The following is a 22,632-nucleotide window of genomic DNA, read 5'->3' as shown; positions in this document are numbered from 1 at the left end:
AACCGAGGCCCCTTTCCATCCCCACGCTCTGTCGTAATCGGGCTCTTGCACCCTGCGTTTCACGCTTGCCTGATACGCCAGATCGCTTAGAGCGCAGCGTCCGAAATGGGGAGACGGCATGCGCCATAGACCGGAAAGCTGGGCCTGGGCGCTGGGCCTGATTGCCCTCTGCGCCTTTTTGCTGCGGCTTTATGCGATCAATTTCGGCCTGCCGGGCCTTTATGATCCCGATGAGCTGATGTTCGAGCTGGGCGCGATCCGCATGCTCAGCCATGCCACGCTCAATCCGGGCTGGTTCGGGCACCCGGCCACCACCACCATGTACGGGCTGGCGCTGGTCAATGTGTCGGTGTTTGGCGTGGGGCACCTGGCGGGGTGGTATCCCACGCTGAAAAGCTTTGGCGAGGCTGTCTATTCCAATCCGGGGGTGATCGTGCTGCCGGGCCGTGTGCTCATGGCGCTCTTTGGCGCGGGGACGGTGTGGCAGACGGGGAAATTGGCGCAAGAGCTTTTCGACCGCCGTGCCGGACTGGTCGCTGCGGCGCTGGTTGCGGTCAGCCCGGTTTGTGTCGCCTGGTCTCAGGTGGTGCGTTCGGACATCATGGGCAGTTTCTTCGTGCTGCTGGCGCTGCGTGCGATGCTGCGCGTGGAGCGTCGGCCCGACTGGCGGACCGATGTGGCCGCGGCGGGCTGGATGGGGGCCGCCATCGCCACCAAATGGCCGATGGGGCTGGCTGCCATCGGTATGGGGACCATGGTGTTGCGGGCGGCGTGGCCTGATCTGCGGACTGGCGCGCCGATTCTGAGGCTTGCCCGTTTCGGGGCGATGATGATCGGCTTTACCTTGCTGATCTCGCCCTATTTGCTGCTGGCGCATGATGTGGTGGCGAGCAACCTGCATGGCGAGGCGCAACTGCATCATCTGGGCGCGACCGGTGGTACGCCTCTACAGAATCTGGTCTGGTATCTGCGCGGGCCTTTTGTCGATGGTTTAAGCGCCCTGGGGCTGGCTTTGGCCGGTGGCGGGGTGATTCTGGCCTTGCGCGGCGCGGATCGGCGAGCGGCATGGCTGCTGGGCCCGGTCATGCTGGGCATGGGCGTGGTGATCTGTTTCCAGCATATGGTTTGGGAGCGCTGGGCGCTGCCCTTGCTGCCGTTCCTGGCCATTCTGGCGGCGCGTGCCCTCACTGGACTATCCCGCCAACTCCGCGATCGGTTGGGAGGCTGGCAGGGCGAATCGTCGATGGGTTTGATGCTTGTTGCGGTGCTGTTGCCACTTTTGTGGCAGGATCTGGCCCAGGCACGGGCGCGCATGCATGACACGCGGGCCCAGGCCTCGGCATGGGCTGTTGCTCATGTGCCACAGAATTCGACCATTATGATCGAACATTTCGGATTCGATCTGTATCGACAGCCGTGGCCGGTGTTGTTTCCGCTCGGAGATGCGGGCTGTGTCGATATACGAGCCTTGCTGCAGGGCAAGGTGAGCTGGAGTGTGATTGATGCCGTGCGCGGTTCACGCGCCAACATCGACTATGGCACCATGGGTGTGGCGCGGGCCGCTTCCTGTCAGGTCGATTATGCCATCATTACCCAATTCGACCGCTATGCGGCGGAAAAGAATTCTTTTCCGGCTGAATATGAAGCCTACAAGCAAATGTTGGCACGAGGCACGCAGGTCGCTTCTTTCTATCCTCAGGCCGGGGTCAGTGCCGGACCGGTGGTCAGGATCGTCCGTTTTCCGCGGCCTGTGCGGCGGCGGGGAGGGCGAGATGACGGAGATTTGTCGCCGGGATAATCCGCAATTTGATAAATTGACCATTGTGTCGCGCTGCCATAAGAGCACTGCCGAATGCGTCCGGGCGCTGGATATTGCCATTTCATCGCTCATTCAGGTCGCACGTATGATTGTATCCGGCAAAGTTTGGGCGGAATTTGTAGGTTTGCGACAGGCCTGAGCGGCCATGATGGAATAGCGCGTTTGCCATAGCGGGCGTTTCTTGGAATCCTCTAAATCGAGTTTAGGACTGACGTTGACCAAGGCAGTATTATTGGCGGGCGGTTTGGGCACGCGGCTGGGCGAAGAAACTTCGGTGAGGCCCAAGCCGATGGTTGAGGTCGGCGGCATGCCGATCCTTTGGCACATCATGAAGATTTACGCCTCGCACGGCATCACGGACTTTGTCATTTGCCTTGGCTACAAGGGCTATGTGATCAAGGAGTTCTTCGCCAATTACTTCCTGCATCTGGCCGATGTGACGATCGATCTTGGTGCCAACAGCATCGAGGTTCATGCCGCCAAGAGCGAGCCCTGGCGCGTCACCCTCGTCGACACCGGTGCCACGGCGCAGACCGGTGGACGTCTGCGTGCGGTGCGGCAGTATCTGGATGAGGGTGAGCCCTTCTGCTTCACCTATGGCGATGGCGTGGCCGATATCGACATCACGGCCCAGCTCGAATTCCACCGCGCCCATGGCAAGCGTGCGACGATCACGGCCGTCTCGCCTCCGGGCCGTTTCGGCGCGCTGGAGTTCGAGGGCGATCTGGTCCGCAGCTTCAAGGAAAAGCCGGCGGGCGATGGCGGCCTGATCAATGGCGGCTTCTTTGTGCTGGACCCCAGCGTGGTCGATCTGATCGACAGCCCCGACAGCATCTGGGAACAGAAGCCGCTCGAAACGCTTGCGCATAATGGCGAACTCGTCGCCTGGCATCACAAGGGGTTCTGGCAGCCTATGGATACGCTGCGCGACCGCCAGCATCTGGAAAAGCTGTGGGTGGACGGGGCTCCCTGGAAAGTATGGTGACCTCTGTGGACAGCGTGAAGGACGCGGCGGCAGGTCTTGCCGGCGCGGAGGTGCTCTCGGCTGATTTCTGGCGTGGTCGCCGGGTTCTGCTCACCGGGCACACCGGTTTCAAGGGAAGCTGGCTGGCGCTCTGGCTGGTGGGCATGGGCGCGAAGGTCACCGGCCTTTCCCTGCCCGCCGAAGAGGTCAGCCTGTTCCGCCAGGCCCGCATCGACGAGCTGGTGACCCATATCGAGGGCGACATCCGCGATCTGGCGGCGGTTGAGGCCGCTTTTCAGGCCGCCGATCCCGAGGTGGTGTTTCATCTGGCGGCCCAGCCGCTGGTGCGCCTGTCCTATGAGACGCCGGTCGAAACCTATGCCACCAATGTGCAGGGCACGGTTCACGTGCTCGACGCCTGCCGCCGCGCGGCGGCGCTGGGGGTGACGGGGCTGCGCTCGATCATCTGCATCACCTCGGACAAGGCCTATGAGAACCGCGAATGGGTCTGGCCCTATCGCGAGAGCGATCCGATGGGCGGTTACGATCCCTATTCGAGCAGCAAGGGTGCTGCCGAGCTGGTGATCGCGGCCTATCGCCGCAGCTATTTCGGCGGTGAGGGCCAGCCTCTGTTGGCCTCGGTGCGCGCGGGCAATGTCATCGGCGGTGGTGACTGGGCGCTCGACCGCCTGATCCCCGACATCGTGCGCGCGCTGGTCGACGGTCAGCGGCCGTTCATCCGCAATCCGCATGCTGTACGCCCTTGGCAGCACGTGCTGGAGGCGTTGGGTGGCTATCTGATGATCGCGCGGCATCTCTTCGAGGGGCATCAGTGGGCGGCTGAAGGCTGGAACTTCGGCCCGGCCGACGATGATACGCGCGCTGTCGACTGGATCGCTGATCGCATGGCCGCGCTGTGGCATGGTCGAGAGCCGACCGAGGCCGATCGCGGCTGGGACCGGCCCGAGGGCCATGTGCCCGCGCTGCATGAGGCCACCCTGCTCAAGCTGGATTGCGCGAAGGCGCGCTCGATTCTGGGCTGGCGCCCGGCCTGGGGGCTGGGCGAGGCGCTGGACCGCATCGTGACCTGGCATCGCGCCCTGGCCGATGGCGGAGACGCCCGTGCAATCAGCCTGCAACATTTGGATGATTATCGGGCCGCCATTGCGCGGGCCCTGGCAAAGTAGGAATGACGATGACTGGCGATGACACTCTGATTGACCTCCAGCATCTTTCCAAGGATCTGGACGAGGCCGGCATGCGCGATCTGATCGTGTCGCTGACCGGCGAATATGCCAAGCGTTTCCATGGCCCCCGCACTTTCGTCCCCGGCGAGAGCGCCGTGCCGGTGTCGGGCAAGGTCTATGGCCCGCAGGACATGCAGAATCTGGTCGATTCCAGCCTGGACTTCTGGCTGACCACCGGGCGCTACAACACCGCTTTCGAAGAGCGGCTGGCCAAGCGCATCGGCGTGCAGCACTGCCTGACCACCAATTCGGGTTCTTCGGCCAATCTGCTGGCCTTCTCGACGCTGACCTCGCATTATTTCCGCAGCGAGGCGCTCAAGCCCGGCGACGAGATGATCACGGTCGCCACCGGCTTCCCCACCACCGTTAACCCCGCGCTGCAGTATGGCGTGAAGCCGGTGTTCGTGGATGTCGACATCCCGACCTACAACATCAAGCCCGACGCCATCGAGGCGGCGGTCAGCGACAAGACGCGCGCGATCATGGTCGCCCACACGCTGGGCAACCCCTTCGACCTCACCGAGGTGATGCGCGTCGCCGAGAAGTACAATCTGTGGGTTGTCGAGGATTGCTGCGACGCGCTGGGCGCCACCTATGAGGGCAAGGCTGTCGGCACCTTCGGCCACATCGGCACGCTGTCCTTCTACCCCGCGCACCACATCACCATGGGTGAGGGCGGCGCGGTGTTCACCGACAAGCCCCGTCTGAAGCGCGTGATCGAATCGATGCGCGACTGGGGCCGCGACTGCTGGTGCGCGCCGGGTGTGGACAACACCTGCGGCAAGCGCTTCTCGCGCAAGCTGGGCACGCTGCCCGAGGGTTACGATCACAAGTACACCTATGGCCACGCCGGTTATAACCTGAAGATCACCGACATGCAGGCGGCTGTGGGTCTGGCCCAGCTCGACCATCTCGATGGCTTCATCGCCGCGCGCCGCCGCAACTTCGACACGCTGACCGCGCTGCTCAAGCCGCTGGAAGACGTGTTCATCCTGCCGCAGGCGACGCCGAAGTCGGAAGCCTCGTGGTTCGGTTACCCGATCACGATCCGCCCCGAGAGCGGCGTGAACCGCGAGGCGCTGGTCCAGTATCTCAACGAGAAGAAGGTGGGCACCCGCCTGCTGTTCGGCGGCAACCTGCTGCATCAGCCCTATATGAAGCGTTACGATGTGCGCGTGTCGGGTGATCTGACCAACGCCGATCTGGTGACGACCAACACTTTCTGGCTGGGTGTCTACCCCGGCCTGACCGAAGACCACCTGGCCTATATGGTGGAAAGCCTGAAGGCGTTCCTGGCTGGCAAGGCTCTCTGATCGATGGTCGGGGGGATGATCCTGCAAGGTCGTCTCCCCGGCACCACCGCTGCGTTGCGCGGTCGGTCGGAGATATCCATGCCGATCCGGCGAAACCGCGGGAGAGTAGACGCGTTAAGCGATTGATGCATGGAAGCAGCGGGGGAGCTGCAGGGGGCTCCCGCGGGACTGCATACGATAACACTGGTGTTCGGGCCCAATGCAGAGCAGACGATTCTGCGCCGAATCCGGTCGATGAGGACCATGGCCAATGGAAGTTAAATTTGTTCTCGATTTTGACGGCGTGCTGTTCAACAGCGCATTCGAGGCCTATTCGGTGGCGAATGCGGCGGTAGCAGGCAGGCCGGGCTTTCGCCATGACGTGACCTATGAGCAATTCCTGGTCTTCCGTTCGGTCGTGACCGATGCATGGCAGTACAACCGGCTCTACAGCCTGGCGAACCCCACCGAACCGGCTCAATTGCCCCAGGAAAAGCCCAATGATGATGACTGGGCTTTCTCGGCTGACTTTTTCGCGGCGCGCAAGGTCATCATGGCCGATCCCACCTGGCCCAAGGTCATGCCGGCCTATGACTTCTTCTTTCTGCTGAAGCCGCTTTTCCTGAAGCATCCGGACCGGTTTGCGATCCTGTCGACGCGCAATGTGCAGTCCATCCGGGAGGCACTGGCCTATCACGGTGCCGATGTGGTGCCGGTCTTCGGCCAGGAGGACATCCGGCGCCATGGCAACAAGATCAACGTCGCACAGAGTCAAGGCTGGCTGGAAGCGAACAAATGGTTCATCGTCTATGTCGATGATATGAACAGCCACCTCGAACCGTTCGAGGGACAAGTCCATCTGCCACTTCATGCGGATTGGGGCTATGACGCGGTTCATACCGAAAGCATGACGTTCAAACAAATCTACAACATCATTTCGTCATTGCTGGCGATTGCGAGGTAATCCGCCATGAAATACAGCGATCAGATTGGCGCCTGGCTCAAGGCAGCGGGCTATACCCATTACTTTTACGTCGGCGGGGGCAACATCATGCACCTGACGGAAAGTCTGGACCGTTATCTCACAGGCGTGCCCGTCGTGCATGAGGTCGCCGCAGGGATCGCTACGGAATATTTCAACGAGATCGCCGCGCCGGCCAAGGCGCTGGCGCTGGTGACCGCCGGGCCGGGGCTGACCAACATCGTCACGGCCATCAGCGGCGCCTGGCTGGAAAGCCGCCAGTTGCTGGTGATCGGCGGCCAGGTCAAGACGGCGGATCTGGCGCGCCAGAAGCTTCGTTCGCGCGGCATTCAGGAGGTCGACGGGATCGAGCTGGTGAAGTCGACCGTGAAGCTGGCCAAGCGGCTGGAAAAGCCGGTCGGTGCGGCGGAGTTCCTCGAAGCCATCGAGCAGAGCTGGACCCCGCGCAAGGGCCCGGTTTTCATCGAGATGCCGCTCGACGTTCAGGCCGCCGATGTGGTCGAACAGCCGCTGCCCGCGCTGGCGGCGCCGGTGCTGCCGACCGCCAGCGACGATGTGATCGACCATGTCGCCGCGCTTTACGCCAAGGCGCAGCGCCCGATCCTGCTGATCGGCGGCGGCATTGAATACAACACCGCGATGCGCCTGCATGACCGTCTGGCCAAGCTGCGCATTCCGGTGATGACCACCTACAATGGCGCGGACCGTTACGATGGCGATGCCCCCAACTATCTGGGCCGTCCCAACACCTGGGGTCAGCGCAGCTCGAACATCATCATCCAGCGTTCGGATCTGATCATCGCCCTGGGCACGCGCCTGGGCATGCAGCAGACCGGTTTCAACTGGCAGGAATTCGGGCGCGACGCGCAGGTCGTGCAGGTCGAAATCGATGCTCAGGAGCTGAACAAGGGTCATCCCCGCGTCGATTTCGGCTATCAGGTCGAGGCCAATGATTTCCTCCAGCGCCTGCTGGAGCATGACCTGCCCGCCAAGGACGAATGGCTCGATTTCGCGCGCAGCGTGCGCGCCGCCGTGCCGCGCGTCGAGGCGGTGAACAACACCGGCGAGGGTTACCTTTCGCCCTATGACTTCATTCTGAAGCTGGAGACGGTGACCAGGCCCGACGATCTGGTGATCCCCTGCTCGAGCGGCAGCGCCTTCACGCTGTCGATGCAGCTCTATCGCCAGAAGCTGGGCCAGCGCATGCTGACCGACAAGTCGCTGGCCTCGATGGGCTATGGCCTGTCGGGCGCGATCGGCGCGGCGATTGCCGGCGATGGGCGCCGCACCATCCTGATCGAGGGCGACGGCGGCTTTGCCCAGAACATGCAGGAGCTGGGCACGGCGGCGATCAACAACCTCAATCTGAAGATCTTCATCTTCGACGATCAGGGCCATGCCTCGATCCGCATGACCCAGCGCAGCTATTTCAAGGGCAAGTATCTGGGCTGCGACACGCGTTCGGGCCTGGGTCTGCCGCGCTGGGAAAAGCTGTTCGCCGCCTGGGATCTGCCGGTGATGCGTCTGCCGCTCGATTTCCTCGATGATGCGGATTTCCAGAAGAGCATGGCCGCGCCGGGCGTCAGCGCCTTCCTGGTGCCGATCGATCCGGAACAGACCTATTTCCCCAAGATCAGCAGCCGCATCACCGCAACCGGTTCGATGGAATCCAACCCCATCGATCGCATGAGCCCGGAAATCGATTATCTGGAAGAGATCAACGCGCTGGCCGACGAGCGCATGTGATGCCTGCCCAGACCTGGAATGATGGGCGCAGCATGCGCCTGCCCGATCATGTGCGCGCCGCATTGCTGCGCAGCGAGCGTCGTATCGTGATCGTGGGCGGGCGTGGCTGGATCGGACGCACGCTGCTGGATCTGCTCGACGAGGCGCTCGAGGGGGATGCCCTGCATGAGCGGCTGGTCGTGTTTGGCTCGGGCGATGCCAGCATCACGCTGGCATCGGGGCGTGTGGTCGAACAGAAAGCTTTGTCCGGCCTGGGGGATTTGCCTCCCCGGCCCACCATGCTGTTCCATCTGGCCTTCCTGACCAAGGACAAGGTCGCCGGGATGGCGGAGGCCGACTACGTGGCGGCCAATCGGGCGCTCTCGCAGCAGGTGATCGATGCGCTCGATCCGCTGGGGGTGGACAGGGTTTTCGTCGCTTCTTCCGGGGCGGCCGCTTTCGCGCAGGATGCCTCTGCCGCGCATGACTTGCGGCTGTATGGGGCGCTCAAGCAGCAGGACGAGGATCGCTTTGCTGCCTGGGCCATGGCCGATGAGGCGCACCGCCGGGCGATTGTCACCCGCATCTATGCCGTGTCCGGGCCGCATATCAACAAGCATGAGACCTATGCCCTGGCCAATTTCATCCTCTCCGCCTTGAAGGGGGAGACGGTCGAGGTTCGCGCCCCCATTCCGGTCTATCGCGGATATGTGGCGGTGCGTGACCTGCTGTCGCTGCTGATTGCCCTGATGGAATCCTCCGCCGGAGCGCCGGTACAGCGCTTTTCCACCGGCGGTGAGGTGCTGGAGCTGGGTGATCTGGCGCGGCGCGTGTCAGCCTTGTTGCCTTGCTCCGTCACGCGTCGCCCGATCACGGGGGAAGGCGAAAATCGCTATGTCGGCGATGATGCCGCCTGGACTGCCCTGATGGCGGCGCAAGGCATTGCAGGCCTGGCGCTGGACGATCAGATTCGTGAAACCGCGCGCTTTCTTGCGCAGCAGGCCGGACTTGGCGTGGATCACGCTGGTCTTGCCTGACACCGGCTGCTAGGGGCTGATCCCGAAAGCCGGTGATTGGCTCATTTTATGAAAGTAAGGTTCCGGAAAGGGACCAAAATCCGTGAAGGAACCCATGTTGAAGAGCTCTGCCCACCTGCGTGGAACCCTGCGCTGCGCCACTGCAGCCCTGGCCCTTGCGCTGACCTTGTCGAGTGGTGTTCACGCCCAGACGCTTGGCAGCACCACAAGCGGGAACGACAATCGGCAGAACTCGAACAACAATAACAACAACAACCAGGGTAACGGTACATCCGACCCGAGCATGTCGGATTCCTCCTCGAGCGATACCGGGTCGAACCCTTTCGGATCGCTTCAGACGTTTCAGCCAAAGTCGCTGGGCGGGACAGCCGCGGACGGCATCGCGCAGGAAGAAATGCTTCGCCTGCAGCAGAGCCTGCTGTTCCGCGCGCAGGGCAATGGCGAGAATGCCAAGCCCACCCCTCCCGGTGAGTTCGAAGTCTATGTCGCCAGCGTGCTGGGGCGTCCCCTGCCGCGTTACGGCGCGAATTTGCTGGTGACGGCCGCGCGGGACTTTTCGCGTCCCGCAACGGTCACCGTGCCGCCTGACTACATCATCCAGCCCGGTGACAAGGTGGTGATCGCCCTGAATGGCTCGGTGACGGGCAGCGTGCAGCGCGAAGTGGGCACCGACGGCAAGATCTATCTCGAGAGCGTCGGCGCGATCAAGGTCGCCGGCCTGCGCAACGCCGATCTGCATGAAGCCATCGCCCGCGCGGTGGGCAAGCAGTACAGCGGCTACACGGTTTCGGTGAATCTGCGCGAGCTGCACGGCATCCGCGTCTATGTCACGGGGCTTGCCGCGCATCCCGGTGCGATCAACGTCAACAATGTCACCTCTTTGGCCAATGCCGTGCTGCAGACCGGCGGTCCGGCGGCCGGAGGCAGCTTCCGTTCGATCAAGCTGTATCGCAATGGGCAGGAAGTCGCCGACTTCGATCTGTACAAGCTGATGCGCGGTGGCAGCCGCCTGGACGATGTGGTGCTGCAGAATGAGGATGTCATCTTCATTCCGCCGGCTGGCCCCCAGGTCGCGGTGATCGGCAGCGTCAATGAAGAGGCGATCTACGAAACCCGTCCGGGCGAAAGCGTTGCCGACATGCTGGCGGCGGCAGGCGGCCCCAACACGCTGGCCGATCCGGCCCGTATCGTGGTCTATCATCAAAACGATCCGCAGGGGCAGGGCCCGACCCAGTTGAGCCGCGCCGAAGCCGCGGGCGTACCCGTCCGCCAGGGCGACATTCTCCAGATGGTTTCGGTGGGCAGCCTGGCCATGCCGACCGATCACCAGAAGGTTCTGGTGCGGGTCGAGGGCGAAGTCCGCAATCCCGGCGTCTATTACGTCGAGCCGGGCACGAATTCGGGCGCGCTGCTGGCGATGGCCGGCGGCCTGACTGCCAATGCCTATCCTTATGGCACCAAATTCACCCGCCAGAGCGTGAAGATCCAGCAGCAGGATGCCTTCCGCGAAGCGATCCATCAGATGCAGGTCGTGGTGGCCGGTACGCCGCTCACCTCGGATTCCTCGGTGGCCGTCGATCAGAAGAATTCGCAGCTCGCCGCCGCGAAGGAACTGATCAGCCGGCTTGAGGAAAGCAAGCCCGATGGTCGCCTGGTGCTCGACGTGGCGCCCATGGCCACCAATCTGCCCGAGGACATCGTGCTGCAGAACAACGATGCCCTGATCGTGCCGCGCCGTGAAAACACGGTGGGCGTGTTCGGTGCGGTTCCGCGTCCCACCTCGTTCCTGCTGGCGGCCGATCATCCGATGGAGGCGCGCGATTACATCGAGCGTGCCGGCGGTGCCTTGCGGATTTCCGACCTTCGCAACACCATCATCGTGCGCGCCAATGGCGAGGTGCTGTCGCGCCATCACCAGGCGCTCAAGACCAAGATTCTGCCCGGCGATGTCGTTTTCGTGCCGGTGCGCACCCAGGCCAGCACGTTCTGGCCCAAGTTCAAGGATATCGCGCAAATGCTGTTTGGCCTCGGCCTGTCGGCGGCGACGATCGCGGTGCTGGCGAAATGACCCCGCCGCGTTCGATCATCGGCACGCTGGCCGCTCTTCCGCAATTGCGCAGCTTTCGGCGCCGGGCCCTGATCTTTGCTCCGGTGATCGCCATTGCGGCGGTGCTGTCTTTCTTTCCGGAGCGCTATCGCGCGGCCGAAACCCTGACGCCTGCCGACCCCTCCACCCTTGGCCTGAGCGGTACGCTGGGCCAGTTGGGGGCCATGAACAGCGTGTTCGGCAGCCAGGCCGCCGTCGAGGTCGCCCTGCGTATCGCCAACAGCGTCTATGCGCGCGATCTGGTGATCAAGCGGCTGCATCTCGAACAGCGCACCGGCAAGGACCGTATCGAGCTGCAGCGCTGGCTGTCCAGAAGGGTCGATATCCGCTCGCTGCGCGGCGGTATCATCCAGATGGAGTTTGAGGATCGCGATCCGAAGTTCGCGCGTGACGTGATCGATGCTTTCGGCGCCGCCATGAAGGAGCGCCTTGCCGAGATCAGCCGGAATCAGACCGCCTACAAGCGCGACGTGCTGGTCGAGCTGGCCGAAGGCGCGTCCAAACAGTTGGCCGAGGCGCAGGGCCGTTACGACGCCTTCCGTATGACCAACCGCGCCCCGCTGCCATCGATGACGGTGCAGACGGTCAGCCAGCGCATTCCCGCGCTGGAATCGACGCTGAAGGTCAAGCAGGTGGAAATGGCCTCCGCGCGCGAGATGCTCGGGCCTGACAACCCGATGATGCGCCAGCAGGCTGCCGAAGTCGCGGCGCTGCAGAAGCAGCTCGCCGAAGTGCGCGCCACCGCCGATACCGATGAGTTGAGCGTCGGTCGCGCGGTCGACACCTCCAGCAAGCTCTTCAAGCTGGAGCGTGACCTGACCATCGCGCGCACCCTTTACGACAATTACCTGCGCTATCTCCAGGGCACCACCGCCGAGGATATGACCTCCACGGCGAATATGCGCATTCTGGAACCGGCGTTTGTCGATACCGAGCGTCAGGTGAGGTGGCCGCTGGTGGCTTTCGCGGCGGCTTGCGCGCTGTTGTGGCTGGCGATCGAATTCTATCGGCTCCGTCCGCCGGTCGGCGTTCATTTCGTGCAAGAGGGCAAGCATGACTGATCGTCCCGACGTCTCCGTTGTCATTGCCTGCCGCAATGAAGAGGACAATGCCGAGGCCATCGCCGCAGCCGTGATCGAGCAGCTCGACACCACCGGTTTGCGCTTTGACATCATCTTCATCGACAATGAATCGCAGGATCGCACGGTCGAGATCATTCGCGGCATGTGCGCCCGTGATTCGCGTATCCGGCTGATCGTGAACACCCGCAATTTCGGGCAGATGCGATCGCCCACCCATGGCATCTATCAGGCCGGTGGGCGCTCGATCATCTCGATGTGCGCCGATTTCCAGGATTCGCCGGCCCTGCTGCCCGAATTCGTGCGGCGCTGGCAGGCGGGCACGGACATCGTTCTGGGGGTGCGGGCCAGCGAGAAATCCGGCTTCATGCTCAGCGTGATGCGCGACATGTCCTATGCGCTGCAGAAGCGTTTCGGCGATTACCAGATCATCCCCAATGCCACCGGCTTCGGCATTTATGACCGCCGCGTGGTGGATTCGATCCGCCAGCTGAACGAGCCGCAGCCCTTTTTCCGGGGGCTGCTGGTGGAAACCGGCTATTCGATCGAGACCATCGAATTCCAGCGCCCGCCGCGGGCCGGGGGCCGCTCGAACAACAATTTCTTCACCCTGCTCGATTTCGCGCTCAGCGGCTTGGCGGGCTCATCCAAGAATCTGTTGCGTGCGCCCTTGTACATCGCCTTTTTCATCGGCCTGCTGACGGCGATTTCGCTGATGGGCGCCGTGGCGGCCGCTTTTACGGGCCATTCGGTGCAGCTCTGGCTGTTTTCGGCGATGCTGGAAGGGCAGTTTGCGCTGCTGTTCGCCGGGCTTGGGCTGCTGGGGGTGCAGGTCGCGCTGATTTCGGAGCGAACCCGCAACCAGCCGCTGGTGCTGGAGCATGAGCGCATCAACTTCCCCGAGGATTACTGACGTGCTCGATTGGCGCTCGCCTGCCGAATGGAAGCGGATCTTTCGGTATTACCAGGCCGGTATCATCAATACCCTGTTTGGTTATGGCGCCTTTTCGCTGTTCCTGGCGCTGGGCATGAACATGTATGCCGCGCAGATCGTCTCGACGGTGGTTGGGGCCATGTTCAACTATGTCACCTACAGCCGCTATGCATTTGCCGGGCATGCCACGTCGAAATGGCGTTTTTTCCTGTCCTATGTGGTGAACTATCTGCTGAGCCTGGGCATTCTGTTCCTGGTCGCCAAGGCGATCGCTTCACCCTATGCCGCAGGGCTGGTTACGACGGTGATCGTCTCGGCCTTCAATTACCTGATCCTGCGTAATCTGGTGTTCCGGAGCGAGCAGGCATGACCATGCCTGCCCCTCCGGTGCGGCGTGAAGGTTTGTGGATCGAATGGACCTTTGCGCTGATCACGCTGGGCAGTGTCATCTACAGCCTGTGGTTCCTCAACCATAACAACTACCTCCCGCAGCCCTTTTTCTACGAACCGAACGACATTTTTGCCGATTGGTTCAACACCGCCTATTGGGCGCGTGACAAAGGCACCTACGATGTATGGACGGCACTCTATCCGCCGGCCTCCTTCGTGTTCCTGCGCCTGCTGGGGGTGGACCGCTGTTATGTGGTCAACCGCTTCACCGACACCAGCCTGGGCTATGATGCCCGCGATTGCGACTGGCTGGGGCTGGGCAGCATCTTTGCCCTTTATGTCATCGATGTGGCGCTGATCTACATCACCTTCCGCAAGCGCGACAAGGTGACGGCGCTGCCCCGCACGATCTGCCTGGGCCTGGGATGGGCCCTGCTGGATGGGGTGGAGCGCGGCAATCTGGTGCTGGCGGCGTTTCTGTTCCTGATGCTGGCGGTTGGGCCGCTCCTGCGCTCCAGCGCGGCGCGGGCAGGCTTTGCGGGGCTGGCGATCAACTTCAAGATCTATCTCATCGCGGCTTTCGTGCCCTTGCTGCTCCAGCGCAAATGGCGTCGCTTCGAAGGCATCGCGATCGCAACGATCCTGATCTATCTGGTCAGTTATGCCATTCTGGGCCGTGGCTCGATCTTTGAAATTATCCGGAATGTCAGCAGTTGGGGCTCCGCGGCATCGGGCGATCCTCTCGATCTGTGGACGGCGACGAGCTATGCTCCCTGGCTGGCCCTGCTCAATGGCGGCAGTTTTCCGACCCTGCTGCTGCTGGGGTCACGTCTCACGGAGACTTTGGCTTTCTGGATTCCGCTGCTGCTGAACACGGTGCGGGCGATGATCGTTTTCGCTGCATTCCTGTCCTGGTTGCGGCCGGAGGCTGTACCCACAACGCGTGTGATCAATCTGGGACTGATGATGGCACTCATCACCTCGGATTCCGGGGGCTATACGCCGGTTTATTTCACCTATCTGGTGTTTATGGAGCCGTGGAAGCATTGGGAGCAGAAGGTGGCCCTGTTGATCTGCATGATCATGGGGCCTTCGCTGGACATCCCGCTCGAACGGGTCATGACGGTGGTGCGCGACACCTATGTCAGGCACTCCACCACCGTGGTGGATTTCCATATTTCGGTCTGGCCGCTGATACGCCCCTTCGTGATCCTGATGGTCGCCGCGATGATTTCGCTGCGCACGATCCGTCAGGTTCTTGCCGATATTGACAAGGATGGCTGGGCGCAGCGCTGGCGTTTCCGGGATGACGTGGCCTTTGTGCCCTGGGCCCTGTCGCCCCGCGCGCTGCTGCAGCGCCGCAAGGCCATTCCTGCGCCGCCGGCCACCGGTGAACCGCTGGGAGACTAAGGGGCGCACGCTCCGCACCGTGGAGCGTGCCGCCAGGTTTCAGCCTGTCACGCCGCTGGCGATGCAATGCCGGCCAAATGTGGCGCCATTCACGGCACTGCCGTTGAAGGACAGCCTGGCCCCACCGCCGGTCAGGGCGCTGGCGGCGATGGTGGTCAGATGGCACTCCGTGCGCTCGATGCCGTTGCCGCTCAGGGCAATCCCGGTGCCGAAGGTCTGGCCGACCGCCTGCACGATCGGCGCGATCAGACCGTCGGTGATCTGGCCGGAGGCGGCAACCGCATTCCCGGCCTTGACGAAGCGGTTGAGGATCGAGGGACGCAGGCGAAATGCGCTGACGTCCTGAAGGACCGCCGGATAGCTGCAATCGCGAATGCGCAACCCATCGACATCGAAGCCCGACGAGGCGCGGGCCTTGAAGCCGGTCGAACCGGTCGGCCCCAGGATTTGGCCACCGGTGACGGTGAGCGCCGCCGCGCACAGATCCAGCCGAATGCCCGCCGCCGAGCCGGTCGGCGCGATATAGGGATCGACGATCCCGATGCTGGCGGAAGCGTTGAGCCCGCGCAGATCCATCCCCGCAAACGAGCAGCCATCCAGAATGGGGTGATGAATGCTGATATCCTGCCCGGCCTCCTGATCGCCCCGCCCCTGTCCGTCGATGCGAAGCCCCGTGGCCAGCAGCGCGGTTTCCATGTCGGCCAGAAAGGTGTCGCCCAGAAAGTCCTTGAGCAGGATGCCGACCGTATCAGTCAGCGCATTGTTGCCCACGGCCAGACAGCGCCGCGCGTAGATCGAGGCATTGGCGCCGATATAGCCGTAATTGGCACGCGGGCCGCCGAAGAGAAAACCGATGTAGGTGTCAGCGGCGGGATTGGCCCCATTGCCCTTGATCGAGCGGTTGACGATGCAGTCGTCCAGTGTGGAATGCACCGCGCCATGGGCCCAGATGCCCACCTGGCTTTCCGCGACATGCACACGCGACAGGCCGGAATGCACCACGCCGCCGAAGATCACCCCGGCCACGCAGCGATAGTCGTCGCGCGGTTCGGGCGGGGTTACCGGATAGAGGCCGGCGTCGCGGATGATGGCGATGTCCTCGATCCGCAGGAACCAGACGGCCTGTGTCTGACTGGCGGGCACCGGCCAGGTGCCTGCGATCAGCTGCGGCGCGGTATGGGCCGCGGGGCCGGTCAGCACCAGGCGGGTGCCGCGGCCAGTATCGCTGTAATCGCCGTAATGGCCGCGAATGGTGCGATAGGAGACGTTGGCGACCCAGGTGTCGTGGAAGAAATAGTCGGCATTGTGCAGCCGCATCAGCGGGCAGGCCTGAAGACAGGCGGTGAAGGCTGCCCGATTGTCGGCGTTGCCGTCGTTGGTTCTGGCGCCCCACCATTCCGGATAGCCTTCCAGCGGGGCGGCACCGGTTGGGAAGGCGATGCTGCCGGGGCCCTCGAAAATCTGGAGCGGCGCGGCGCTCAAGCCGCCCGCCAGCGTGACCGTGACGCCAGCCGCCAGCCGCAGCCGGGCACCGGGCAGAAAGCTCAGATGGTGGGCGATGGTGATGCTGGCGTCGACGCGGTAGGTGCCGGGTCCCAGGGTGACAGGACCGGCTTGCCCCGCTCTGGCCAGGGAAGCGCTGCTGTCGCGCTGGCCGCTGGCGTCCGCCTGATCGCCCGGCAGAGGCGCCGCCTGGGCAACCGAGGGGGACAGGATGGCCATGGCACCCGCTTGTGCCGTGGCCGCTGTCAGCAGGTAGCGTCGGCTGATGATATCTCCGGGTGAGGGCTGATTCTCTTGAGATTCATGAGGAAATTTGGTCATGCCTGTCCGCTCGCTGCAAGGCCGGTGGGGGAGGTTGAGGGGGGCGTTATGAACCTTCGCTGACAGTTTCGGGATTCGCCCTCCTGATCAGCGCCGGGCCTGCGCCGCGAACCAAGGCACCATCAGCGCGATGGCTTCCTCCACCAGAGCGGTCGAGACCGCGAAGGAAAAGCGCATGAAGCGGTGCCCTTCGAGCGGGTCGAAATCCACCCCCGGTGCGGTGCAGACGCCGGTGTCCTCAAGCAGGCGGGTGCAGAAGGCGATGCTGTCATCGGTCAGATGGGCGATGTCGGCCCAGATGTAGAAGGCGCCATCGGGCGGAGCGATGCGCGCCAGCCCCATCGCGGGCAGGGCGGCCAGCATCAATTCGCGGTTCTGCGCATAGGTGGCGATATGGCCTTCCAGCTCGTCCTTCTCGTCGAAGGCGAGCAGGCCCGCGTGCTGGCTCAGCACATGGGGGGTGAGGAACAGGTTGCTCATCCGCGCATAGGCGGCATCGACCAGATCGAGCGGCGCCACCAGCCAGCCCAGCCGCCAGCCGGGCATGCTGAAATATTTGGAGAAGCTGTTCACCACCAGAGCATCTTGCGTATGCGCCAGCATGGTCTGCGTGGGGCCGGTGTAGGACAGGCCATGGTAGATCTCATCCGAGATGATGCGGATGCCGCGCTTGTGGCAGACCTGCGCAATCGCTGCCAGCTCGGCGGGCGGGATGATCGTGCCGGTGGGGTTGGCGGGGCTGGCAATGATCACCGCATCGGGGGCCGGCTCCAGCGCTGCAAGCGCGGCGGCGCTGATCTGATAGCCTTCATCCGCGCCGCAGGGCAGTTCGACCGCCTCCATATGCAGCGTGCGCACCGTGTTGCGATAGGCGACATAGCCGGGCCGCGCCATTGCCACGCGGGCGCCGGGGGCCAGAGCGCTCGACAGCGCCAGCACTAGCGCGGGCGAGGCGCCGCTGGTCAGGATCACCTGCTCCGGGCGGATGGTGACGCCTTGCGTTTCGGCATAGTGCCGGGCGATGCGTTCCTTCAGCGGGCGGCTTTCCCAATAGCCCAGCGCGTCGCTGTCCAGCACGCGATGCGCGGCGGCGATGGCGGCGGCAGGGGCGCTGGTGGAGGGCTGGCCGAACTCCATATGGATGATGCGGCGCCCCTGCGCTGCCAGTTCATGAGCACGCAGGCTGATCTGCATGGCGCGGAAGGGTTCGATAAGGGCGGTCATGCCCGCGCCCTAGCACAGCGGTGACACGCCCCCAAGCGGCGCGGAATCAGGCGGGTGTTCTAATTTTGCGGCGACATCGCGCATCAGATTGAGGGTTGACGCTTGGGCTTACCCTGTCCAACCGAAAGCATCTTCTGACCGGAACACTCTCCCCTATGTTCGCGCGCATCAAATCTGCCCTTGATCCTTATATTCTTGCGCTGCTGGCCACTGTGGCGCTGGCCAGCCTGCTGCCTGCGCGCGGCGCGGCGGCGACAGGGTTCGAATGGGCGGCCAATGCGGGCATCGTGCTGCTGTTCTTCCTGCATGGCGCCAAACTGTCGCGAGAGGCCATTGTGGCGGGCGCCGGGCATTGGCGGCTGCATCTGGCGGTGATGGCGGTGACCTTTGCGCTCTTCCCGCTGCTGGGGCTGGCGGTGAAGGCGATTCCCGGCCTGCCGGTGCTGATCGCCAGCGGCATGCTGTTTCTGACGCTGCTGCCCTCCACAGTGCAGAGTTCGATTGCCTTTACCTCCATCGCGCGGGGTAATGTCGCGGCGGCGATCTGCTCGGCGTCGTTTTCGAACATTCTGGGGCTGGTGATCACGCCGCTGCTGGCGGGTGTGCTGATGGGCGGAGCTGGGGCGCAGCTTTCGATCGGCTCGGTGGAGAAGATCATCGCGCAATTGCTGCTGCCCTTTGTGGCGGGCCATCTGCTGCGCCCGGTGGTGGGCGGTTTTGTCGCGCGGCACAAGCAGTTGGTGGGCTATGTCGACCGCGGCTCGATCCTGCTGGTGGTGTACACGGCCTTCTCGGCGGCGGTGGCGCCTCCCGGTGGTGGCCTCAGCATCTGGCACAAGCTGCCGCTGCCGCAGTTGGGGCTGATCCTGTTGCTCAATGTGGCGTTACTGGCAGTCGCGCTGGCCTCGACCTGGGGGCTGGGCAGACTGCTGGGTTTCAGCCGCGAGGATCAGATCGTGCTGCTGTTCTGCGGCAGCAAGAAGAGCCTGGCCAGCGGCGTGCCCATGGCGGGCGTGCTGTTTCCGCCCGCCGCTGTCGGCGTGGTGATCCTGCCGCTGATGCTGTTCCACCAGATCCAGCTCATGGCCTGCGCGGTGATCGCCAAGCAACTGGCGGGGAGCCATCCGGGCGAGGAAGACTGAATGTCCGTTGCTTTGTGATACCGGTGTCATTATTGGTGAAACAAAGCGACGTCTGCATGGGCCTGAACATAGGGTAAGGCCTGTTTCGAAGCATGTTCACGGGAGAGTTAGGAATGCGCGTTCGCAAGGGCCATGTGGTCTGCTTTGGTGAGGTGATGCTGCGTTTGGCCACGCCGCCTGGGCGAGTGATTGCAGCAGCTCAATCGCTGGATCTGACCATTGGCGGGGCGGAAGCCAATGTCGCCGTGGCCTTGACCTCCCTGAGCCATGAAGCCTGGTTTCTGGGCCGTGTGCCCGACAATGCGCTGGGCGCCAAGGCGCGCGCCGCCATTGCCGCGACGGGGGTGGACGTGCGCCATTTCGGCGCGGGCCCAGGCCGTATGGGGCTCTATTTCCTCGAGATCGGCGCCAGCTTGCGCCCTTCGGCCATCACCTATGATCGTGCGGGCAGCTCCTTCGCGGTTGCCAAGCCCGAGGACTTCGATTTCCGCGCCCCGCTTGAGGGCGCCAGCCTGTTCCATATCTCGGGAATCACCGCCGCGCTCAACGAAGGGGGCGCTCATCTGCTGCGCGCGGGGATCGATGCTGCCGTGGCGCTGGGCGTGCCGATCTCCTTCGACTGCAATTTCCGCGAAAGGCTGTGGGGGGCCTGGGACAGCAATCCGCGCGATATTCTGATGGACCTGATCGCCGATGTGAATGTCCTCTTCGGCAATCATCGGGACATGACGCTGCTGCTGGATCGTCCTTTCTCGGGCGATGGGCCGGAGCGGCGGCGGGAAGCGGTTCAGGCCGCCTTCGACACATTCCCCAAGCTGGAAGTCATGGCCTCGACCGCGCGCACGGCCCTGACGCAGACTCACCACCGTCTGGCCGCGCGCGTCGATACGCGCGATGAACAGTTCCAGACGCCGGAAATCGAGATCACCGATATTTTCGACCGGTTGGGCACGGGCGATGCCTTTACCGCCGGTGTGCTGGCCGCATGGCTGGAGGGGGGTAACACGCAGCGCATGGCTGAACTTGGCCTGGCCTGCAATGCGCTGAAGCATTCCTTGCAGGGCGATTTCTTCCGCCTGCCGCGGGGGGAGATCGAGGCCTTTACGGGCATCGGCGGCGACGTTCGCCGCTAACGACAGACACCGGCGACGTTCGCCGTTGATGTGAAAACCGGCGCCTCCTGGTAGAGGCGCCGGTCTTTCCGCTTAAGGGCAGGGGTCGGGCAGGATCTGATAGACCTCGGCGATGGCCTTCAGGGCCTCTTCGGGCAGTCTGGTCAGGCTGCCCTCGATGTTTTCCTTGAGCTGCTCCACGCTGGTCGCGCCGATGATCGAGCTGGTCACGAAGCCACGCGAATAGACAAAGCCCAGCGCCAGTTGCACCGGCGTTAGCCCCAGCGCATGGGCGATGCCGACATAGCGCGCGGTCGCCTCGCGCTCCTGCGGCACGACATAGCGCAGGAACTGCTTGGCCACGTCCAGCCGTGATCCAGCGGGCACCGTGCCGCCCAGATACTTGCCCGACAGATAACCCGCCGCCAGCGGCGAATAGGCCAGCAGGCCCACATCCTCACGCAGGGCGAACTCCGACAGGCCCGCCTCGAAGGTGCGGTTCAGCAGCGAATAGGCGTTCTGGATCGAGGCCACGCGCGGCAGACCCGCATCACGCGCCAGACGCAGCGCCTCACCCACGCCCCAGGGCGTCTCGTTCGACAGGCCCACGGCGCGGATCTTTCCGGCCTTCACCAGATCGGCCATCACGCTCAGCGTCTCTTCCAGCGGGACCACCTGCGCGTCATCGTTCAGCCCCTGCAGCCCGCGCGCGCCGAACATCGGCACGCCGCGATCGGGCCAGTGAAGCTGATAGAGGTCGAGGTAATCGGTCTTCAGCCGCTTCAGGCTGCCGTCGATGGCTTCCTCGATGTTGCGGCGGTCCAGCCGGTTGCCGCCGCGCAGCTCGTACCAGCGCGCCGGGCCCGACACCTTGCTGGCCAGCACGATCTTGTCGCGCTTGCCGCTCTGCGCCAGCCAGTTGCCGATCATTGCCTCGGTATGGCCGAAGGTGTCGATGCTGACCGGAGTGACCGGATACATCTCCGCGGTGTCGAGGAAGTTGATGCCGTGATCGAGCGCGAAGTCGATCTGGGCATTGGCTTCATCCTGCGTGTTCTGCGAACCCCAGGTCATGGTGCCAAGACAGACGGCGCTGACCTGCATCCCGGTCTGGCCGAGAGGACGGTATTCCATGGAAATGCCTCATAGATAGGGGTGGGGGAGCAATTTATACCGCTTGGTATAGCCAGCGGAGATCGCCCCCGCAAGCCGCCCCCAAACTGCTCACGCGCGCCCCTTCTCAGGCGCCCCTCTTCAGGCGGTGGCCAGCAGCTTGCCGGGCAGGGTGGCCTGCCGCCGCAACCATGTGTTCACCGCCGCGATGGCCAGCAGCGCCACCCCCGCGCCCAGAATCATGTCCGAGAGATAATGCACGCCCTCGATCGGCGTTGCCATCAGCATGGCGATGTTGACCGGCACCAGCAGCCAGCGCAGCCGGGGCGATTTCCATGCCCAGGCGAGGTAAAGCACCGCGCTCACCGTATGGAAGCTGGGCGCGCAGACCAGACCCTGCAGCGCCCCCAGATCGATCTTCAGGATCGAATGGGCGCGCAGTTCGGGGATGATCAGCCCCTGCCAGCGCCCGCTGGTCGGCATATAGGGCACCGGCCCGTCGGTCAGGAAATCCAGCGCGCCCTTGGCGGGCATCAGCGGGAAGACCAGCAGGGTCATCACCACCGCCACCCAATAGGTCAGCAGGAAATGGCGCGCGCTGGCCTTCTCGCCATGCCACGCCATCGACAGGAACAGGATCGCCGGGGTGATGTAGATGTTCGAATAGGCCGCCTGCCCCAGATGCTGAAGCAGCGGAGAGGCCGCGACCAGATGGTACAGCGCCAGCCAGTCGAAATGCAGCATCCGGTCGGCATGATAAAGCTCGGCATCGACGAAGCCCTGCGACGACCCCGCCAGCGCATAGCTGGCCAGCACGCCCAGCAGGCTGATGCCCATGAAGGTCAGCACATATTCGGCGAAATCGCGCAGCTTCTCGGCCCCGCCGCCCACTGCGTCGCGCAGCAGCCAGCGCAGCACCGCCAGCCCCACGAACCATGCCGACAGCGTCCAGAAACGCGGCACGGCCGGATCGATCATCAGGTCGATATGGATCAGCAGAGCGGCCACCACCATCACGCTGGCCCCGATCGCGCCCACCATCACCCTGCCGGGAATAAAGGGCGCCGACAGCAGAGGCAGGCGAAGCTTGGCGAAACGCGGATCGTAAGGCTGGTCCATGGGCCTCGGGAATCACTGGATGGAGCGGCCTGCTTCATGTGACGTTTTCATGAAAATGCAAGCGGCACCGCGACGAAACGAGGGGCAGGCGGGCTTCCCGGCGCGCTTTCAT

19 protein-coding genes are annotated in these 22,632 nt (G+C 63.6%); 15 read left to right on the top strand and 4 right to left on the bottom strand.

Features of this window, described 5'->3' with window-relative positions; genetic code table 11:
* Window positions 1–118: 118 nt before the first annotated feature.
* The 13 genes from ABDW49_RS18870 to ABDW49_RS18810 all read left to right on the top strand — a co-directional run bounded on the left by ABDW49_RS18870 (window position 119) and on the right by ABDW49_RS18810 (window position 14,986).
* Window positions 119–1,798: a glycosyltransferase family 39 protein gene (locus ABDW49_RS18870; RefSeq protein WP_343613905.1), complete on the top strand. Its 1,680-nt coding sequence runs from the start codon at window positions 119–121 to the stop codon at window positions 1,796–1,798.
* Window positions 1,773–1,958 carry a hypothetical protein gene (locus ABDW49_RS18865; protein WP_343613903.1) on the top strand — a complete coding sequence of 62 codons (186 nt, stop codon included), beginning with the start codon at window positions 1,773–1,775 and terminating at the stop codon, window positions 1,956–1,958. The genes ABDW49_RS18870 and ABDW49_RS18865 overlap by 26 nt, the downstream gene beginning before the upstream one ends.
* Window positions 1,959–2,033: 75 nt before the next feature.
* Complete coding sequence (rfbF, locus tag ABDW49_RS18860) at window positions 2,034–2,804, top strand: glucose-1-phosphate cytidylyltransferase (protein ID WP_343613902.1); 771 nt, start codon at window positions 2,034–2,036, stop codon at window positions 2,802–2,804.
* Window positions 2,798–3,970, top strand: a complete 1,173-nt coding sequence (rfbG, locus tag ABDW49_RS18855; RefSeq protein WP_343613901.1) for a CDP-glucose 4,6-dehydratase — start codon at window positions 2,798–2,800, stop codon at window positions 3,968–3,970. The genes rfbF and rfbG overlap by 7 nt, the downstream gene beginning before the upstream one ends.
* An 8-nt stretch (window positions 3,971–3,978) precedes the next feature.
* Window positions 3,979–5,343 (top strand): lipopolysaccharide biosynthesis protein RfbH, encoded by a 1,365-nt coding sequence (gene rfbH, locus ABDW49_RS18850; RefSeq protein WP_343613899.1) that lies wholly within the window; start codon window positions 3,979–3,981, stop codon window positions 5,341–5,343.
* Window positions 5,344–5,593: 250 nt separating this feature from the next.
* Complete coding sequence (locus ABDW49_RS18845) at window positions 5,594–6,286, top strand: hypothetical protein (RefSeq protein WP_343613897.1); 693 nt, start codon at window positions 5,594–5,596, stop codon at window positions 6,284–6,286.
* A gap of 6 nt (window positions 6,287–6,292) precedes the next feature.
* Window positions 6,293–8,050, top strand: a complete 1,758-nt coding sequence (locus ABDW49_RS18840; RefSeq protein ID WP_343613895.1) for a thiamine pyrophosphate-binding protein — start codon at window positions 6,293–6,295, stop codon at window positions 8,048–8,050.
* Window positions 8,050–9,066: an NAD-dependent epimerase/dehydratase family protein gene (locus ABDW49_RS18835; RefSeq protein WP_343613894.1), complete on the top strand. Its 1,017-nt coding sequence runs from the start codon at window positions 8,050–8,052 to the stop codon at window positions 9,064–9,066. Before ABDW49_RS18840 ends, ABDW49_RS18835 begins: the two co-directional genes overlap by 1 nt.
* Window positions 9,067–9,160: 94 nt before the next feature.
* Complete coding sequence (locus ABDW49_RS18830) at window positions 9,161–11,134, top strand: SLBB domain-containing protein (RefSeq protein ID WP_343613893.1); 1,974 nt, start codon at window positions 9,161–9,163, stop codon at window positions 11,132–11,134.
* Window positions 11,131–12,234 (top strand): hypothetical protein, encoded by a 1,104-nt coding sequence (locus ABDW49_RS18825; RefSeq protein WP_343613891.1) that lies wholly within the window; start codon window positions 11,131–11,133, stop codon window positions 12,232–12,234. The genes ABDW49_RS18830 and ABDW49_RS18825 overlap by 4 nt, the downstream gene beginning before the upstream one ends.
* On the top strand, window positions 12,227–13,165 hold the full coding sequence (locus ABDW49_RS18820) for a glycosyltransferase family 2 protein (RefSeq protein WP_343613889.1): 939 nt from the start codon (window positions 12,227–12,229) through the stop codon (window positions 13,163–13,165). Before ABDW49_RS18825 ends, ABDW49_RS18820 begins: the two co-directional genes overlap by 8 nt.
* Before the next feature lies 1 nt (window position 13,166).
* Window positions 13,167–13,556: a GtrA family protein gene (locus ABDW49_RS18815; RefSeq protein WP_343613887.1), complete on the top strand. Its 390-nt coding sequence runs from the start codon at window positions 13,167–13,169 to the stop codon at window positions 13,554–13,556.
* Window positions 13,553–14,986: a hypothetical protein gene (locus tag ABDW49_RS18810; RefSeq protein ID WP_343613885.1), complete on the top strand. Its 1,434-nt coding sequence runs from the start codon at window positions 13,553–13,555 to the stop codon at window positions 14,984–14,986. Before ABDW49_RS18815 ends, ABDW49_RS18810 begins: the two co-directional genes overlap by 4 nt.
* Window positions 14,987–15,025: 39 nt before the next feature.
* Here ABDW49_RS18810 and ABDW49_RS18805 read toward each other — a convergent pair whose 3' ends face one another.
* Window positions 15,026–16,708 (bottom strand): hypothetical protein, encoded by a 1,683-nt coding sequence (locus ABDW49_RS18805; RefSeq protein ID WP_343613883.1) that lies wholly within the window; start codon window positions 16,706–16,708, stop codon window positions 15,026–15,028.
* Window positions 16,709–16,897: 189 nt separating this feature from the next.
* Window positions 16,898–18,034: an aminotransferase class I/II-fold pyridoxal phosphate-dependent enzyme gene (locus ABDW49_RS18800; protein ID WP_343613881.1), complete on the bottom strand. Its 1,137-nt coding sequence runs from the start codon at window positions 18,032–18,034 to the stop codon at window positions 16,898–16,900.
* Window positions 18,035–18,189: 155 nt separating this feature from the next.
* Here ABDW49_RS18800 and ABDW49_RS18795 point away from each other — a divergent pair, with 155 nt between their 5' ends.
* Complete coding sequence (locus ABDW49_RS18795; protein WP_343613879.1) at window positions 18,190–19,176, top strand: bile acid:sodium symporter family protein; 987 nt, start codon at window positions 18,190–18,192, stop codon at window positions 19,174–19,176.
* Between the two features lie 113 nt (window positions 19,177–19,289).
* Complete coding sequence (locus tag ABDW49_RS18790; protein WP_343613878.1) at window positions 19,290–20,309, top strand: sugar kinase; 1,020 nt, start codon at window positions 19,290–19,292, stop codon at window positions 20,307–20,309.
* A gap of 72 nt (window positions 20,310–20,381) precedes the next feature.
* Here ABDW49_RS18790 and ABDW49_RS18785 read toward each other — a convergent pair whose 3' ends face one another.
* Window positions 20,382–21,422, bottom strand: coding sequence for an aldo/keto reductase (locus tag ABDW49_RS18785; RefSeq protein WP_343613876.1), 1,041 nt, complete (start codon window positions 21,420–21,422; stop codon window positions 20,382–20,384).
* Window positions 21,423–21,542: 120 nt separating this feature from the next.
* On the bottom strand, window positions 21,543–22,520 hold the full coding sequence (locus tag ABDW49_RS18780) for a phosphatase PAP2 family protein (RefSeq protein ID WP_343613874.1): 978 nt from the start codon (window positions 22,518–22,520) through the stop codon (window positions 21,543–21,545).
* Between the last annotated feature and the right edge of the window lie 112 nt (window positions 22,521–22,632).

It is taken from the genome of Novosphingobium sp. (assembly GCF_039595395.1).
GTDB lineage: Bacteria > Pseudomonadota > Alphaproteobacteria > Sphingomonadales > Sphingomonadaceae > Novosphingobium.
Note: the sequence above shows the minus strand (reverse complement) of the source record. Positions and strands in the feature narration are given on the sequence as shown.